Origin of the sequence: Nonomuraea antimicrobica (genome assembly GCF_039536965.1) — a bacterium.
In the GTDB taxonomy this organism is placed as follows: domain Bacteria; phylum Actinomycetota; class Actinomycetes; order Streptosporangiales; family Streptosporangiaceae; genus Nonomuraea; species Nonomuraea antimicrobica.
The window spans coordinates 104,581-121,251 of sequence record NZ_BAAAZP010000034.1 but is presented as its reverse complement, the minus strand read 5'-3'; the positions used below and the strand labels follow the sequence as shown (position 1 = coordinate 121,251).

Below are 16,671 nucleotides of genomic sequence, written 5' to 3'. Positions count from 1 at the left end.
TCGGGCCGCTGGCCGAGCCGCTCAAGCGCAGCAGGCTGCTGCGGGCGGCCGAGGTGCTGTCGCTGGCCGGGGCGCTGGCGGGGGCGACCCTGGGGCGGCGCAGCAGGATCGCGGCCGTGGCGGCGGGAGCGGCCCTGCTGGCGGGGTCGGCGTGCACCAGGTTCGGGATCTTCATGGCCGGGATGGAGTCGGCCCGTGATCCCCGGTACACCGTTCAGCCGCAACGCAGGCGGCTGGCCAAGGAGAGAGCGGAAAGCGACCTCACATGAAGCGAAAAGTCACCGAATATCTGCCGTTCTTCGGCATCGTGTTGCTCACCTGCGCGGCCGCCTGGCTCGCGGGCCGGATCTCATCTGACGGGAGTACCGTACGCCGGTGACCCGCCGGGCCGTACGATCAGCGCATGACCGAAAAGACCGAAACGACGCCGGCGTGGCTCGCACCGGAAGAACTGGAGTCGGTGCGCGGCCGGATGCCGATCCTCTACGTCGACGCCGTGCCGGTGCGGGTCGACGAGACCGGCGTGGTCACCCACGTCGGCCTGCTGTTGCGCATCCTGTCGGACGGCACGGTCAGCCGCGCGCTGGTCTCGGGCCGGGTGCTGCACCACGAGCGGATCCGCGACGCGCTCCTGCGCCACCTGGAGAAGGACCTCGGCCCCGTGGCGCTGCCCCACATCCCCGCCGCGCCGCAGCCCTTCACCGTGGCCGAGTATTTCCCCACGGCCGGGGTCACCCCCTACCACGATCCGCGCCAGCACGCCGTCTCGCTGGCCTACGTCGTGCCCGTCGCGGGCGACTGCCGGCCCCGGCAGGACGCGCTCGACCTGGTCTGGTTCACCCCCGAGGAGGCGGCCTCGCCGCTGGTCCAGCAGGACATGGCGGGCGGGCAGGGTGTCCTGCTGAAGCAGGCGCTCGCCCACGTCGGCCGCCTCCCCTGACCTCCGGCTCATCGCGCGGACCCCGCCGCGGCGCGGCGGCGGGGGTCAGGGGCGTTCGGCGCCGTCGCGTACCCAGCGGTAGAGCGGGTCTCCCGGGCACGAGGTGGCGTAGCCGTCGCGGTGCCCCTTGACCTCCTGGCCCGCCTCGCCGTGCTCGCGCAGGTATTCGATGGCGTCGACCAGGGCGTTGAGCAGGTCGTCGTTCGGCTCGGTCAGCCCCGAGCTGCCGATCAGCGCCAGCACCGCGTAGTGGCCGGAGTTGAGGCCCGCGCCATTGGCGGCGGGAAGGGCGTGCGGGCCGCGGCCCATGAACGTGCTCCTGTGGGGGCAGCACACCATGCTGTAGCCCACGTCGATGTACCGCTCGCCGCGGCCCCCCGCCATGTGCATGCGCTGGATGTCCTGGACGAGGTCGACGCAGCGGTCATGGTTGCCGGCCTCGGCCAGGTCGGCGGGCACCGTCCCGCCGGTGTAGTGGATCTTGACTCCTCTGGTCGACGACAGGCGGGTGTAGACGCTGGTCGGCTTCTTCGCGTGCCAGTCCGCCCGGGTGATCAGGTTCATGCGGTCCTCTCCTCGTAGGCATGTCCTGGCTATCACCCTGCCAACTTTTGGTAGCGGTGTCATCACTCTTCGTCACTAGAGTGGGGTTCCGTGCGGGTGACGGCCCCCTGAGGGGCCGCCGCCCGGCGACGCGGGCGTCTCAGACGCTCAGCCGGTGGACTCCAGCACGGCCGGGGGCGACGCGGCGCCGGTGTGCACCCTTCTGAAGACGTGCGACCTGCCATTAGCCTCGAAGTCGGCCCGCGCGGTGACCTTCCCCGCCGACGGCGCCGGGAAGCCGACCGAGACAGCCGCGCCCGGGTCCACGAGCGCCACCGTCTGCGCCCGCGAGCGCTTGCGCCCGTCGAGGCCGAGCCGTACCTGACGCCAGGGCACGCTGGAGCCGTTGTGCAGGGTGACCACGACCTGGTCGCCGGTCAGCTCGGTACGCAGCCCGTACGGGATGCGCGGGTCGGGCCCGATCGAGCTGTCGAGCAGGTCCTGCAGCTCCTGGGTCAGGTCGGGCCTGTCACCGGCCAGGTCACGCTCTTCCCCGGGGTCGGCGGTGAGGTCGTACAGCTCGACGCGCCCCTCGGGCCCGGCCCCCTCGATCTTCGGGGCGAACCTGACCACCTTCCACCGGCCCCGGCGGATGGCCTGGGCCTTGCGCGGCCGGTTCCAGATCAGGTGGGTGTGCTTGGGCGCGTCATCGCCGGTGAGCAGCCCTCTGAACGACAGCCCGTCGAGCTGCGCGGGCACCGGCACCCCGGCCAGGTCCGCGAACGTGGGCAGCACGTCCCAGAACGCCACCGGCTGCCGCTCCACCCGCGGGCGCAGCGAGGGCGACCAGGCGATCAGAGGGACGCGGATGCCGCCCTCGTACACGTCGCGCTTGTCGGCCCGGTAGGGGCCGTTGGAGTCGAAGAGCCAGGGCGTCACGCCCCGCTCCCGGTGCGGGCCGTTGTCGCCGGTGAACAGCACGATGGTGTCCTTGGCCCGGCCCGCGTCGCGCAGCGCCCGCACGAGCGCCGCGACGTCGCCGTCGAGCCTGCTCACCTGGGCGGCGTGGCGGGCGTTCGGACCGCTCCACGGCTTGTCCGCGTACTGGCCGGCGCCGCCGGGGATCACGCTGGGCGAGTGCGGCAGGATGGTGGCGTAGTACAGCAGGAACGGCTTGTCGTCGTCGGCCTTGATGAACTCGATCGCCCGATGGCGGAACAGGTCGGGCGCGTACTTGCTGCCGTCGAGCCGCACCGTCTTCCTGTTGTGCCAGAGGTACTTGGGGTAGTACTGGTGCGCGTGCTTGTGACCGATGTAGCCGTAGAACTCGTCGAAGCCGCGCTCGTTCGGGTGCGAGACCTGGTCGGGCTCCTCGGGGCCGAAGCCCCACTTGCCGATGCACGCCGTCCGGTAGCCGGACATCCGCAGTAACTCGCCGAAGGTGAGGTCGTCTCCGGTGAGCGCGAGCTGCTGCCCGCCCTCGGGGTTCTCGCGTACGGTGCCGTGCCCCGCGTGCAGCCCGGTGAGCAGCGCGCAGCGCGAGGGCGCGCAGAGCGGCGCACCCGAGTACGCGGTCTTGAACTGCACCCCTTCGGCCGCCAGCTTGTCCAGGTTCGGGGTTTTGATCATGCGCTGACCGTTGCTGCCGATCTCCCCCCATCCCAGGTCGTCGGCCAGGATGAGCAGGATGTTCGGCCGCGAGGGCAGACTGCCCCGGCGAGCGGTGGCCTCGGCGCCCGCGGGTGTCACCGCGGGCAGGGCGAGGCCGGCGAGGGCGCCGGCGAATAACGCTCGACGCGAGGGCCCGTTGATCACGATGGGCAACCTATCGGAGCCGAAAGCGAACCGCGGGCAAATCGCGTGCGAACTCTGTCACAGCCAGTCGACCACGCCGGTAAGACGCGCCTCACCGGAGATAGTCCCACTTCCTGCAGATGTCGTGCAGCTCGGCGGGGATCTCGTCGGGCGTGGGCAGGGGGCGGCCCGCGACGACCGTTCCGGAACGGATCTTGTCGCGCCAGTCGCCGATGCCCTTGACGAAGGCGCCGTGGTCCTGCTTGCCGTACTGGAGCATGGCGGTCTCGAACTCGACGCCCAGGAAGAGGCAGAGCCGCCGGAGCTGGGCCTCGGGTTCGGCGACCAGCTCCTCGTAGCGCAGGGTCAGGCCCTCCAGGTGGGTGCGGGCCTCCTCCAGGTAGGTCATGTAGCTGAGCGTGCGCGGCACGGCCTGCTCCATGGGCCGCTTGACCGGGTCGGCCTCGTGCCACGACTGGACGATCGACATGGGGTGGCGCAGCAGGAAGATGAAGCGCGCGTCCGGCCAGCAGGTGGCGATGCGCCGCCAGGCGAAGACGTTGCTGGGCGTCTTCTCGGCGATGATCGGCTTGCCGCTGCGGACCAGCTCGCGGTGCAGCAGGCGGTCCCAGAGCATGTGCTCGATGTCGCTGTGGGTGTGGCCGAGCGCCTCCATCGCCTGGCGTACGGGCTCGGTGCCGAGGCCCACGGTCATCCGCCTGAAGTGCGTCTCGATCGGCGCGTGCACCTTGGAGTGGCTGTTGAGGATGACGCGCAGCAGCGTGGAGCCCGACCGTACGGACGACAGCAGGAAGACGGGCTCGCGTAGCAGCCGGTCGTGCCCGGGGTCGATGGGCTGCCGGACCGTGTCTCCAGGCAGCCGCTGCATCGCCAGCGGTGGCTTGGGCGGCGGCGGTTTCGGCGGCTCCTTGCGCAACCGTCGCGTCAGCGTGTATCCCGTCAGGCCCTCAAGAGTCGCGTTGGCCCGGTACCTCCAGTTCATGGGGCTACAAGGTAGGCCCAGCCAGTGAACCTCAGGTGAATCCGGCCTGTGAACCTGTCGCAAAGAAGCCCGGCCATCCGCCCACCGGGCCCAGAAGGCGACAAATCACCCCGCCCGGCCCGGGGTCTCAGACCCGTTTGACCACCCGGTCGTGCACGACCGCGTACGTGTTGCGCAGCGCCGTCATCGACTCGTCGTACGACGCCTGCGCGACACCCGTGAACAGGCAGTCCACGACCATGAGCTGGGCGATGCGGCTGCCCAGCGCGCCCGAGCGGAACTCGGTCTCCCGCGCGGCCGTCGTGAGCGTCACGTCGGCCGCGCGGGACAGCGGGGAGTCGAGGAAGTTCGTGATCGCGACCGTGCCGGCCCCCGCGTTGCGGGCGATGGACAGGAACTCGACGGTGTCCACGGTGGCCCCGGAGTGCGAGACGGCCAGGGCCAGGCAGCCGGGGCTCAGCGTGGCGGCCGAGGTCCAGGCCGAGTGGGAGTCGTGCCAGTTGATCGCGGTACGCCCGATGCGCGAGAGCTTCTGCTGCAGGTCGAGGCCCACGAGCGCGCTGGCCCCCACGCCGAAGGTGTCGATCCGGCGGGCGGCCAGCAGCAGCGCCACCGCCTCGGCCAGGGCGGCCAGGTCGAGGGAGCGAGCGGTGTCGGCGATGGACAGCGTCTCGTTCATCGCGACCTTGGAGACGATGCCCTCCAGGCTGTCGTTCCTGTCGATGTCGCCTGACACGTCGGGCATGCTCGACCTGGCCAGCTCCTCCCTGGCCACCGCCCTGGTCAGGTCGATACGGAAGTCCTTGTAGTGCGCGTACCCCATGCGCTGGTAGAAACGCACCACCGAGGTCGTCGAGGTCTCGCAGCGGGCGGCCAGCTCGGCGATCGACAGGTTCGCGGCGGCGGCCGGGTCGCCGGTGAAGACCTCGGCGATGCGCCGCTCCGACGGCCGCAGGGCGGGCAGGGCCGCGCGGATGCGGATCAGCAGCGTCTCGGCGTCCTCGCCCATCCGCACCTCATCCCGTAGAGGAAATTAATTCCCATAGTGGTATGGTCTGCGTAATTTTATGACTATCTGTCCTGAGGAGACCACATGCCCCGTGGCGCCTTCTCCGCCGTCGGCGCCGCCGCGGCGCTGACCCTCGCCCTCACCGCCTGTTCGTCCTCCTCGGGATCGTCCTCCTCCGGATCCGCGAACGGCCCCGCGAGCGGCGGCCGCACGCTCGTGGTGGGCGTGACCTCCGACCCCGACACGCTCTTCCCCTGGAAGGCCACCCAGTTCCAGGCCGTCAACGTGCTGCAGAACCTGTACGGCACGCTCACCGAGTTCGACAAGGACCTCAACGTGGTGCCCGGCCTGGCCGAGTCGTGGCAGACCTCGGACGACGGCAGGAAGCTCACGCTCAAGCTGCGCCAGGGCGTGACGTTCGCCGACGGCAGCGCGTTCGACTCCGCGGACGCCAAGGCGTCACTCGACCAGATCATGGACGAGAAGACCGCGGCCGTGGCCAGGGCGTCGCTGTCGTCGGTGAAGTCGGTCGAGGCCCCCGACGCGGGCACGGTGGTGCTGGAGCTGACCGGGCCCGACGCGGCCCTGCCCGCCAACCTGGCCACGGTGAACATGGCCATGCTCTCCTCCGGCGACACCGAGGAGAAGCTCAACGCCACGCCCAACGGCACCGGCCCGTTCACGCTCGGCAAGCGCGTGCCCAGCCAGTCGATCACGCTGGCCAGGAACGACAAGTACTGGGGCGCGGAGAAGGCCAAGGTCGCCTCGGTCGAGTTCCGGGTGATCCCCGACGAGTCGTCCATCGTGTCGGCCATGCAGTCGGGCAACGTGCAGCTCGCGGTCTTCGACGACCCGCTCGTCGCGCAGACGGCCGCGGGCGGCGGCACGATCACCGTCGCCAGGACGCCGCAGCTCAACTACCACGTGCTCCAGCTCAACGCCCAGCACGGCGACCTCAAGGACGTCAACGTGCGCCTGGCCATCCAGTGCGCGATCGACCGCAAGCAGGTGCTCGACACCGCCGCGCTCGGCGAGGGCGAGGTCACCGGCCCGATCACCGCCCCGGCGTACAAGTCCGACCCGAACCGGCGCCCCTGCCCCGGCCGCGACCTGGCCAAGGCGGCCGACTACCTCGCCAAGGCGGGCAAGGCCGGCGGCGTGACGGTCAAGGCCATCGTGTCCCAGGGCGAGTACGCCACCTCGGTCAACGAGGCCCAGAACCTCAAGGCCCAGCTCGCCGAGGCCAAGATCAACCTGGAGCTGGAGGTGCTGGAGTCGGGCGCGTTCGTGGACCGCTGGGTGGCGGCCGACTTCGACGCCGCGGTCGCGCTCAACGGCGGCCGTCCCGACCCCGACGGCGCCTACGGCCGCTACTTCACCAGCGACGGCAACCTGAACAAGGTCGCCGGGTACAGCTCCCCCGAGCTGGACGAGCTGTTCGCCCAGGGCAAGGCCACGACCGGCCAGGCCGAGCGCAAGGCGATCTACGACAAGGTGGCGGCCGAGCTGGAGGACAACGCGGCCTGGGTCTGGCTGTTCGCCGGCTACACCTACACCGCGACGACCGCGAACGTGACCGGCTTCGCCCCCATGGCCAGCGGGTCGCTGCAGTACCTGCGGACCACCGCCGTCGGCTGATGATCGTGCGCAACCCAGTCGTCCGGCGGATCGTCCGGAGCGTCGTCGTCCGGCGGGTCGCGGGGACGCTCGGCACCCTGTTCGGGGTGGCCGTGCTCGTCTTCGTGATGCTGCGGGCGATCCCCGGCGACCAGATCACGGCGGGCCTGGGCACCGAGGCCGCGGCGCTCACCCCGGCCCAGCGGCAGGCCCTGGAGCTGTACTACGGCCTCGACCAGCCCTTGGTCGCCCAGTTCTTCTCGTGGCTGGGCAACCTGTTCACCGGCAACCTCGGCTACTCGGCGCGCTCCCAGCAGAGCGTGCTGGAGCTGACCCTGCACGCGCTGCCGGTGACGTTCGAGCTGGCGGTGTTCTCGATCGTGCTGGCGCTGCTGATCGGGGTGCCGCTGGGCATGCTGGCGGCCTCGCGCACGAGCGCCACCGGGAACGCCGCCGGACAGGTCGTCAGCCTCGCGGGGCTGTCGATCCCGGCGTTCCTGCTGGCCACCACGCTGCTGTCGGTCTTCGCGGCGTCGTTCGGGTTCAACCCCAACGGCCAGGGCTTCGCCACGCTCGTCGAGGACCCGCTGCTCAACCTGCAGCAGATGTTCCTGCCCGCACTGGTGCTGGGCTTCGGCATCGCGGCACCGATCCTGCGCACCACCCGCACGGCGGTGCTGGAGGTCCGCTCGGACGACTTCGTGCGCACCGCCCGCGCCAAGGGCGTGCCGGAGCGGCGGCTGCAGGTCAGGCACGTGCTGCGCAACGCGCTGGTGCCGATCGTGACCATGACCGGGCTGCAGTTCGGCTACCTGCTGGGCGGGGCGGTCGTGGTGGAGCAGATCTTCTCCGTGCCGGGCATCGGGCGGCAGGTGCTGCTGGGCATCCAGCAGAAGGAGTACGCGGTCGTGCAGAGCACCGTGCTCGTGATCGCGCTGGCGTTCGTGCTGGTCAACCTGCTGACCGACGTGCTGTACCGGGTGATCGACCCACGGGTGAGGGCCTCGTGAGCGCCCTGTCGCGGCGCAGCCCGGCGGGGCTGGCGGGCGTGGTGATCCTGGTGCTGCTGGCGGCGGTGGCGGCGCTGTCGTACCTGGGGTGGCTGCCGTACGATCCGATCGCGCAGCACCCGCCGTCCCGGTTCCTGGCGCCGTCGGGCGCGCACCTGTTCGGCACCGACCAGTTCGGGCGCGACGTGTTCTCCCGGGTGGCGGCCGGGGTCGGCAACTCGGCGCTCATCGCGGTCGTCGCGGTGGCCTTCGCCACGGTGGTGGGCACGCTTGGCGGGCTGGTCGCCGGTTTCTACCGGGGCTTCGCCGACGGTGCCGTCGGCGGGGTGACGAACGTGCTGTTCGCCTTCCCGCCGCTGCTGCTGGCGCTGTCGCTGGCCTCGGTGCTGGACCGCGACTGGTTCACCATCGCCGTGGCCATCGCCGTCGTGTACGTCCCCATCTTCGTCCGCGTCACCCGCGGTCCCGTGCTCTCGCTCAGGGAGATCGAGTACGTCAAGGCGGCCGTCGCGACCGGCCAGAGCCGCTGGCAGATCATGCTGCGGCACGTGCTGCCGAACCTCACCCCGATCGTGATCATCCAGGTCGCGCTGTCGTTGTCGTGGGCCGTGCTGACCGAGGCGTCGCTGAGCTTCCTGGGCCTCGGCACCCCGCCGCCCGCGCCGTCGCTCGGCTCTATGATCTTCGAGGCGCGCAGCCTGGTGTTCGTCGCCCCGTGGACGCTGGTCGCGCCGGGAGCCGTCGTCGTGCTCCTGGTGGTGGGGCTGAACCTGCTGGGCGACGGCCTGCGGGACACTCTCGACCCGCGTAGCCGGGTCAGGCGGTGAATCTCTCACAACTGGCCGGCGTGGCCTCCGGTGGGGGCACGCCGTACGTACCGGCCGCCGGAGGGCGGGCCGCGATCGGGGAGGACACATGAAGGTACTCGGGATGATCTCCGGCACCTCGCACGACGGGATCGACGTGGCCGTGGTGGACTTCGACCCCGACGGGAGGTTGCTCGACGGCGGGGCGCTGGAGGGGCGGGTCGGGCACACGGCGAGCACGCCGTACCCGCCGGAGCTGCGGGCCCGGCTGATCGCGGCGCTGCCGCCGTCGCGGACGACGCTGGCGGAGGTGTGCGAGCTGGACACGCTCATCGGGCAGAGCTTCGCGCAGGCGGCGGCCGCCGCCGTCGCGGCGGGCGGCCCGGTCGACCTGATCGTCTCGCACGGCCAGACCGTCTACCACTGGGTGGAGGGGACGCACGCGCTCGGCACCCTGCAGATCGGGCAACCGGCCTGGATCGCCGAGCTTACCGGCGTGCCGGTCCTCTCGGACGTGCGAATCAGGGACATCACCGCCGGCGGGCACGGCGCTCCCCTGGTGTCGGTGCTGGACGGGCTGCTGCTCGGCGGGCACGAGGGCGGCGCGGCGGCGCTCAACCTGGGCGGCATCGCGAACATGACCGTGGTCCGCGGCCCCTCGCTCCACGCCTACGACCTCGGCCCGGCCAACGCCCTGATCGACGCCGTGGTGACCGCCAGGGGCCTGAACCCGCGGGGCTTCGACGAGGACGGCCGGATCGCCGCGTCCGGGCGGGTGCACGAGGGGCTGCTGGAGGTGCTGCTGGACGAGCCGTACTACCGGCTGGCGGCGCCGAAGAGCACCGGCAAGGAGCTGTTCCACCTCGGCTACGTGGAGGCCGCCCTGTCCAGGGCCGGGGTGTCGCCCGCGGACGCCGACCTGGTGGCGACCCTGACCGAGCTGACCGTGCGCACGGTCGCCCACGATGTCCGGGCCGCCGGGGTGGGTGCGCTGGTCGTCTCCGGCGGCGGGTGCCGCAACCCCGTGGTCATGGCCGGGCTGCGGGCGGCGCTGCCCGGCGTGGCCGTGGCCCCGTCCGACGAGTACGGCGCGCCCTCCGACGACAAGGAGGCCATCGCGTTCGCGCTGATCGGCTGGCTGACCGCGCACGGCCTGCCCGGCACGGCCCCCGGCGGGACGGGCGCGCGCGAGGCCCGGATCCTCGGCACCCTCACCCCCGGGGCCGGACCGCTGAGGCTGCCCGCGCCGCTCGCCGACCCGCCCCGGTCCCTGGTGCTGACCCGATGACGGCACCGGCCACCGACGCGCCGCCCGGCCTGGTCGTGGCGGCGCGCACGCCGTGGTTCGACTTCACCGAGTGCACCGGCCACCGCACCGTGGTCAGGGACGGCGGCCGGCTCGCCGGGGCCGCCCTCATGACCGCGGACACCTATCACGACCTGGCCTCGGTGACGAAGGTGCTGGCCACGACCACGATGCTCATCCGCCTGGTGTCCGACCGGCTGGTGGACCTGGACGCGCCGCTGAGCGCGTACCTGACGGGGTCGTACGAGGCCATCACCGTGCGGGACCTGCTGCTGCACCGCGGCGGGCTGTGGGAGTGGTGGCCGCTGTACATCCAGCCGCGGCTCCCGCCGCCCCGCTACCGGCCCGGCCGCGCCCGCCACTACTCCGACCTCGGGTTCGTGCTGCTCGGGCGGATCGTCACGGCCGTCACCGGGCTGCGGCTGGACCGCGCGCTGGCCGAGCTGGTGACCCGGCCGCTGGGCCTGACCTCCACCACGTACGGCCGCCCCGCCGGAGCGCAGGCGGCCATGAGCGCCCTGGACGACCGCGTCGAGATGACCATGCTCGACACCGGCCGACCGTACCCGGTGCCCTACCGCAGCGGCGACTTCACCGGCTGGCGGTCGGAGCCCGTGCTCGGGGAGGTCGCCGACGGCAACGCCTTCCACGCCTTCGGCGGCGTCTCGGGGCACGCGGGCCTGTTCTCGACGGTGCCCGACCTGCTCAGGTACGCCGCCGCCCTGTCCAGGTACGAGGAGCACGACCACCTGTGGCGGCCCGAGGTCGCGCGGGAGTTCTTCGCCCCCGGCCCCGACGCCGGGCAGGCGCTCGGCTTCCGCAGGTACGCGCTGGAGCTGCCCGGCGAGACCGTCACCGTGCTCGGCCACCCGGGACACGTGGGCTGCGCGGTCGGCTTCGTGCCCGGCCGCGACATCGCCCTCGCCCTCGCGAGCAACCGGCTGCTCGTCGACGGCACGCCCACTCCTACCGACTCCCTCTGGAACGGCCTGCTGCAGGACGTCGCCCACCGATCGAGGACCGCATGACGACCCCGCTCCTGGAGATCCGCGACCTGTCGGTCGCCTTCCGCACCCGCAAGCAGGACGTCACCGTCGTCAGGAACGTCTCGATGGAGATCCGGCCCGGCCAGACCGTCGCCGTGGTCGGCGAGTCGGGGTCGGGCAAGTCCACCACGGCCGCCGCGGTCAACCGGCTGCTGCCCGACAACGGCCGCATCACCGGCGGCCGGGTGCTGTTCGACGGCCGCGACCTGGTCGCGCTCGGCGAGCGCGAGATGACCGCGATCCGCGGCGCGGGCATCGGCCTGGTGCCGCAGGACCCGATGTCGAACCTCGACCCCCTCATGCGCATCGGCGACCAGATCACCGAGGCGCTGGAGGTGCACGGGGTCGCCGCGGGCAGGGCGGCGCGCTCGCGCGTGACCGAGCTGCTGGACCTGGTGGGCATCCAGGAGCCGGAGCGGCGGGCCCGGCAGTACCCGCACGAGTTCTCCGGCGGCATGCGCCAGCGCGCGCTCATCGCCATGGGGCTCGCCTGCCGCCCGAAGCTGCTCATCGCCGACGAGCCGACCTCCGCCCTGGACGTGACCGTCCAGCGGCGCATCCTCGACCAGCTCGCGCGGCTCACCGCCGAGATGGGCACGGCCGTGCTGCTCATCACGCACGATCTGGCGCTGGCCGCCGAACGGGCCGACGTGGTGGCCGTCATGTACCAGGGGGAGATCGTCGAGACGGGGCCGGCGGCCGGGATCCTGGCCGATCCCGGGCACGAGTACACGCGGCGGCTGCTGGGCGCGGTGCCCGGCCTGTCGTCCGTACGCGTGAGCGAGCCGCCCCGCGACGCGCCCGACCTGGTCGAAGTGGCGGGCCTGCGCAAGGTGTTCCCGATGCGGGGAACCGCGGAGGAGTTCACGGCGGTGGACGGGGTGTCGTTCGCGATCCCGCGCGGCCACACGGTCTCGATCGTGGGCGAGTCGGGCTCCGGCAAGTCGACGACCGCGAACCTGCTGCTCGGCCTGGACGACCCGACCTCGGGCGCCATCCGCTTCGACGGCACGGACCTGGCCGGGCTGGGGCGGCGGGAGCTGTTCGCGTTCCGCCGGCGGGTCCAGCCGGTCTTCCAGAACCCGTACGCCTCCCTCGACCCCCGCTACACCGTCGAGCAGTCGATCACCGAGCCGCTGCGCGTGCACCGCGTCGGCACCGCGGCCGAACGGCGCAGGGCGGCGGCCGAGCTGCTGGAGAAGGTGGCGCTGCCCGCCTCCATGGCCGAGCGGCTGCCGCACGAGCTGTCCGGCGGTCAGCGCCAGCGGGTGGCCATCGCCCGCGCCCTGGCGCTCTCGCCCGACCTGGTCGTGCTCGACGAGGCCGTCTCCGCGCTGGACGTGCTGGTGCAGGCGCAGATCCTGGAGCTGCTGGCCGGGCTGCAGCGGGAGCTGGGGCTCAGTTACCTGTTCATCAGCCATGACCTGGCCGTCGTACGGATGATCTCGCACGCCGTGCACGTCATGCGCGGCGGGCGGATCGTGGAGAGCGGCACCGCCGAGGAGATCTTCGACCACCCGTCCGACGACTACACCCGCGAACTCCTCGCCGCGATCCCGGGCCGCGCGTAGGCCGGGGATCGGCGGGCGCGGCAGCGGACGGTAGGGCTGGCCCTACCATCGACACGGCCGTGAGCAGGGTCGATCAGGGCGTGGCGCGGCTCGTAGCGTTCTCCCCATGACATCCCTCCGGCACCGCCTCTCCACCGACACCCGCTACACGCTGCTCGGCCTCCCGGTCTCCATCGTCCACTTCACCGTCTCCGTGACCGGCCTGTCGGCCGGGCTGGGCGCGTCGGTCGTGTTCGTCGGGCTGCCCCTCCTGGCCGGGTGCGCCACGGTGGCCAGGAACCTGGCCGACTTCGAGCGGGTCGCGCTGCCGGGCGTGCTCGACCGGCCCGTGGCCCGCCCGCCCTACCCGACCGCCCCGGCCGGCGCGGGCTGGTTCCGCCGCATGATCAACCCGCTGGCCGGCGGGCAGGGCTGGATCGACCTGCTGCACGGCGTGATCGCGTTCCCGCTCTCGCTGGCCGCGGCCGTCGTCACCGCCGTGTGGTGGGCGGGCGCGATCCTCGGTCTGACCTTCCCGCTCTACGGCTGGACGATCCCCGACATTCCGGGGTTCGACGGAGGGCTTCCCACGCTGCTCGGGCTGGGGGACGGAGACCTGATGTTCATCGGGTTCAACACCGCGCTCGGCGTGCTGTTCGCGCTGACGCTGCCGCCCGTGGTCCGCGGCGCCGCCCTGACCAAGGCCGCGCTCTCCCAGGCCCTGCTCACCCGCGCCCCCGCCGCCCACACCCCGGCCGGGGTCACCGACCCGCGCTGGGTGTGACCGCCACCCGCGCGCACGGCACCGGGGGAGGCCGCGTACGGCACTCCCCCGGCTCAGATGGTCATGCGGTCACGCCGCGCCCGTCGCTCAGCGTACGGCGTAGGCGCGGATCGCCTCCTGCGAGACCGTGTTGCCGTCGACGTCGGAGGCGTTCACGCGCAGCGAGACGAACCCCGACGGCGAGCGGTCGAGCGTCGTCTCGTACGACTGCCCGCCCTTGTCCCGCAGCCTGGCGGGCTTCCAGGTGGCGCCGTCGTCGTACGACACCTCCAGCGAGACGTCCTTGATCGCGCTCTGCTCGGCGCCCTCCTGGTGGCGCAGGGTCAGGCCGAGCTTGCGGGACTTGGCCTGGTTCTTCAGGTCCACCGGCGCGTCGAAGGAGGCCAGCAGCAGCGGCATCACCTTCGTGCCCTCGGCGTGCTCCGAGCCGAACGTCCACACGCCCCGGGTTCGGGTGGACAGCTTCGCCCAGGCGGCCTCGTTGACCACGTCGTACTCGATCCGGTACGGGAGCTTCTCCGGCGGCACCGTCCCCCACCCTGAGGGCAGGTAGTTCGTCTGCCACAGCAGGCTGTCGCCCATGTAGAGCCGGAAGTCGGTCTTCAGGCCCTGCTCGAAGTCGCTGGTGAAAGCCTCGCCGAAGTTGCCCTGCGCGTCCACGAAGCCCTGCATCGACACGTGGAGCTCGTCGCCCTCGCGGCGAAGCGGGTTGATCGGGTTGACGCCCGGCAGCATCGGCTGCTGGAAGACGCCGTCCTCGGCCTTCTCGCCCGCCTTGTACGACCGGAACACCGGCGAGAGCATCGCCACGTTCGGCGTTTCCGGCCGCGGCCACATGGTGTTGTGGGGCCGCGCCGGCGTGATCGCGGAGGCGTTCCAGAGCAGGTCCGGGCCGGGGGTGATGTAGTCGGTACGGGTGCGCGGCGTCTTGGGCACGGGGTAGTTGGTCGTGAACGAGTAGGTGTCCCACGGCTCGAAGACGAACCGGGCCTCGTTGACCGTCACGTCCTCGGCGAGCTGGCTGTGGTAGCCGGTCTCGACGCGGGCCTGCGACTTCGAGCGGACCACGTAGTCGAGGGAGTCGGGGACCCGACCCGTCTCACGCAGGTACAGGTCGTAGAGGTACGGGCTGGCCACGATGCCCTTGGCCACGATCGGCACCGGCAGGCGGCGCAGCCGCTCGACCAGCTTGAGCCCCTCCTCGTGGGTCAGCCGCACGGTCGGGACCGTCAGCTTGACCGCGCTGCCGCCCGTCGTGATGTCGGTGCCGGGCCGGTCGCTGTAGACCGCCACCATCGCGGCCCCGGCCGCCGCGGCGGCGTTCGACTGGGTGGAGACGGGCACACCGTCGGTGCGGCGGACGACCGCGAGCTTGCCGCGCACGTTGCGGGCCTTCAGCTCGGCCTCGGTGCCCCGGCCGACGTCCACGGCCTGGAGCAGCCGGGTGCCGTCCAGGCGGGGGTACTCGGCGTCGAAGTCACTGAAATTGACCGGGAAGACGTACTCGGGCTCCAGCTTCAGGCCGGGCGTGGAGAAGGTGATCTCCGGGGCCTTCAGCCGCCAGCGCGTGGCGGCCGCGAACGTGCCCTTGGTGACCTGCTTGGTCGGCTGCACGAACAGGCGCTCCTCGACACGCGCGCCGGGCGCGATCAGGGTGCCGCCGCGCACCCCGCCGCCCTGCTCCCCGACGCGGTACCACGAGGTGGCGGAGGCGGAGCCGGTGTTCCGCTTCGTCGTGTGGTCGGGCGTCTCGATCTCGACCTCGACGGCCTTGCGGGCGTCCAGCACGACCTCGGTGTTCTCGGTGATCTCCATCTCCGGATCGCCGACCAGGCTCTCGTTGAGCTCCAGGTCGTATCCGGTGCTGGGCACCGTGGGGTCCATGGTGATGATGTAGCCGAACACGGAGTAGGTCCCGGGCGTGACCAGCAGGCAGGTCTCGCCGCCCCACTTGGCGGAGCTGCAGGGCAGGGCGGGGTCGCCCGGGAGCTCACGGCCGACCAGGGTGCCCTCGTCCAGGTTGAGCACGGTGAAGCCACCGCGGGCGGTGCGGCCGTCGCGGGCGATGCCGCTCACGCGCAGCTCGACTCGCGGCTTCTCGACGCTCGCCGTCAGCAGCGTGCGCACGCCCGCGGCCGTCAGCTCCTGACGCACTTTGCCGAACTCTTCGGCCTTGATGGTGACCTTCGCCTCGGCGGTGCCGCCCGCGGGCACGGTGAGGCGGGCCGGCTCGACGGTGAACGCGTCGCCGCTCGACAGGTCCAGCTCGGCGGGCGTCTGCCCGAGGTTGCGGTAGCCGACGGTGAGGGTCTTCTCCTCGCCGGCCGTGAGGCGGCCGAAGTTGAGCGAGCCCGCCGAGGCCACGATCGAGCCCTTGACCGCGGCGGCCACGTCGATGCGGCCGGCGCCCTGCGCGTCCACGGGGATGCCCGCGCCGGGCTTGGCGGTGGCCATGAGCCGCGACTTCAGCTCGCCGCCCGAGAGCCCGGGGTGGGCCTGGCGCAGCAGCGCGGCGGCGCCGGCGACGTGCGGAGTGGCCATCGAGGTGCCGGACATCTCGACCCGGCCGCCGCCCGCCTTGGGCGCCATGATCTTCACACCGGGGGCGGTGACGTCGGGCTTGACCGCCAGGTCGGCGCTGATCGGGCCCCTGCTGGAGAAGTCGGCGAGCTTGTCCTGCTTGTCCACGGCGCCGACGGTCAGCGCCTCGGGGGAGTCTCCGGGCGAGCCCACGCACTCGTCGCAGCCGTCGTTGCCGGCCGCGACCACGAACAGCGTCCCGTGCTGCTTGGTCAGCGTGGACACCGCGTCGGTGAGCGGGCCGCCCGCCGTGGGGCTGCCCAGGCTCATGTTGACGATCCCGGCGCGCTTCTCGCCGGCCGCCCACTCCATGCCGTCGATGATCCAGGAGGTCAGGCCGGAGCCGTCCGAGCCCAGCACGCGGCCGTTGAGCACCTTCGCGCCAGGGGCCACGCCCTTGGCGCCGCCGTCCGCGCCGGTGCCCGCGATCGTGCCGGCCACGTGGGTGCCGTGCCCGTGGGGGTCGCCGGTGACGTTCTCGCCGGTGAAGTCGCGCTGGTCGGCGACCTGGCCGGCCAGGTCGGCGTGGGTGGCGTCCACGCCGGTGTCGAGCACGGCCACGGTGGTGCCGGTGCCGTCGTACCCGGCGGCCCACGCCTCGGGGGCGCCGATCTGCGGCACGCTGTCCGCCAGCGCCGGCTGGACCTTGCGGTCGAGCCAGATCTTGGTCGGCCCGGCCTTGG

The 16,671-nt window shown here is 72.2% G+C and carries 13 protein-coding genes and 1 pseudogene; 9 read left to right on the top strand and 5 right to left on the bottom strand.

The annotated features are described in order from the left end of the window. Both ABD844_RS10775 and ABD844_RS10770 read left to right on the top strand, forming a co-directional pair. Positions 1-269: pseudogene (locus ABD844_RS10775) on the top strand (NrfD/PsrC family molybdoenzyme membrane anchor subunit); the annotation flags it as partial. Between the two features lie 134 nt (positions 270-403). Next, on the top strand, positions 404-940 hold the full coding sequence (locus ABD844_RS10770; RefSeq protein ID WP_344875561.1) for an NUDIX hydrolase family protein: 537 nt from the start codon (positions 404-406) through the stop codon (positions 938-940). A gap of 45 nt (positions 941-985) precedes the next feature. Here ABD844_RS10770 and ABD844_RS10765 read toward each other — a convergent pair whose 3' ends face one another. From ABD844_RS10765 to ABD844_RS10750, 4 genes are all read right to left on the bottom strand, one after another. After that, the gene (locus ABD844_RS10765; protein WP_344875559.1) at positions 986-1,504 is read right to left on the bottom strand and encodes a peptidoglycan recognition protein family protein; all 519 of its coding nucleotides are present in this window, start codon (positions 1,502-1,504) and stop codon (positions 986-988) included. Positions 1,505-1,651: 147 nt separating this feature from the next. Continuing rightward, positions 1,652-3,298 (bottom strand): arylsulfatase, encoded by a 1,647-nt coding sequence (locus ABD844_RS10760; protein ID WP_344875557.1) that lies wholly within the window; start codon positions 3,296-3,298, stop codon positions 1,652-1,654. Between the two features lie 91 nt (positions 3,299-3,389). Beyond that, positions 3,390-4,280, bottom strand: coding sequence for a sulfotransferase family protein (locus tag ABD844_RS10755; protein WP_344875555.1), 891 nt, complete (start codon positions 4,278-4,280; stop codon positions 3,390-3,392). Between the two features lie 127 nt (positions 4,281-4,407). Further along, positions 4,408-5,289, bottom strand: a complete 882-nt coding sequence (locus tag ABD844_RS10750; RefSeq protein ID WP_344875553.1) for a MurR/RpiR family transcriptional regulator — start codon at positions 5,287-5,289, stop codon at positions 4,408-4,410. Positions 5,290-5,373: 84 nt separating this feature from the next. On the opposite strand from ABD844_RS10750, the gene ABD844_RS10745 reads away from it, so the two are divergent. The 7 genes from ABD844_RS10745 (at position 5,374) to ABD844_RS10715 (ending at position 13,408) form a co-directional block, all read left to right on the top strand. Next, positions 5,374-6,927: an ABC transporter substrate-binding protein gene (locus tag ABD844_RS10745; protein WP_344875552.1), complete on the top strand. Its 1,554-nt coding sequence runs from the start codon at positions 5,374-5,376 to the stop codon at positions 6,925-6,927. Between the two features lie 5 nt (positions 6,928-6,932). Next, positions 6,933-7,916, top strand: a complete 984-nt coding sequence (locus ABD844_RS10740; RefSeq protein ID WP_344875550.1) for an ABC transporter permease — start codon at positions 6,933-6,935, stop codon at positions 7,914-7,916. Then, complete coding sequence (locus tag ABD844_RS10735) at positions 7,913-8,743, top strand: ABC transporter permease (protein WP_344875548.1); 831 nt, start codon at positions 7,913-7,915, stop codon at positions 8,741-8,743. Before ABD844_RS10740 ends, ABD844_RS10735 begins: the two co-directional genes overlap by 4 nt. An 88-nt stretch (positions 8,744-8,831) precedes the next feature. Beyond that, complete coding sequence (locus ABD844_RS10730; protein WP_344875546.1) at positions 8,832-10,010, top strand: anhydro-N-acetylmuramic acid kinase; 1,179 nt, start codon at positions 8,832-8,834, stop codon at positions 10,008-10,010. Beyond that, complete coding sequence (locus ABD844_RS10725; RefSeq protein WP_344875544.1) at positions 10,007-11,056, top strand: serine hydrolase domain-containing protein; 1,050 nt, start codon at positions 10,007-10,009, stop codon at positions 11,054-11,056. Before ABD844_RS10730 ends, ABD844_RS10725 begins: the two co-directional genes overlap by 4 nt. Beyond that, positions 11,053-12,645: an ABC transporter ATP-binding protein gene (locus tag ABD844_RS10720; RefSeq protein WP_344875542.1), complete on the top strand. Its 1,593-nt coding sequence runs from the start codon at positions 11,053-11,055 to the stop codon at positions 12,643-12,645. The genes ABD844_RS10725 and ABD844_RS10720 overlap by 4 nt, the downstream gene beginning before the upstream one ends. Positions 12,646-12,751: 106 nt before the next feature. Then, entirely contained in the window at positions 12,752-13,408 is a 657-nt protein-coding gene (locus ABD844_RS10715) for a sensor domain-containing protein (protein ID WP_344875540.1), read from the top strand. Between the two features lie 87 nt (positions 13,409-13,495). Here the strand turns inward: ABD844_RS10715 and ABD844_RS10710 are convergent. Then, on the bottom strand, positions 13,496-16,671 hold a 3,176-nt coding region (locus tag ABD844_RS10710), incomplete at its 5' end, for a S8 family peptidase (RefSeq protein ID WP_344875538.1).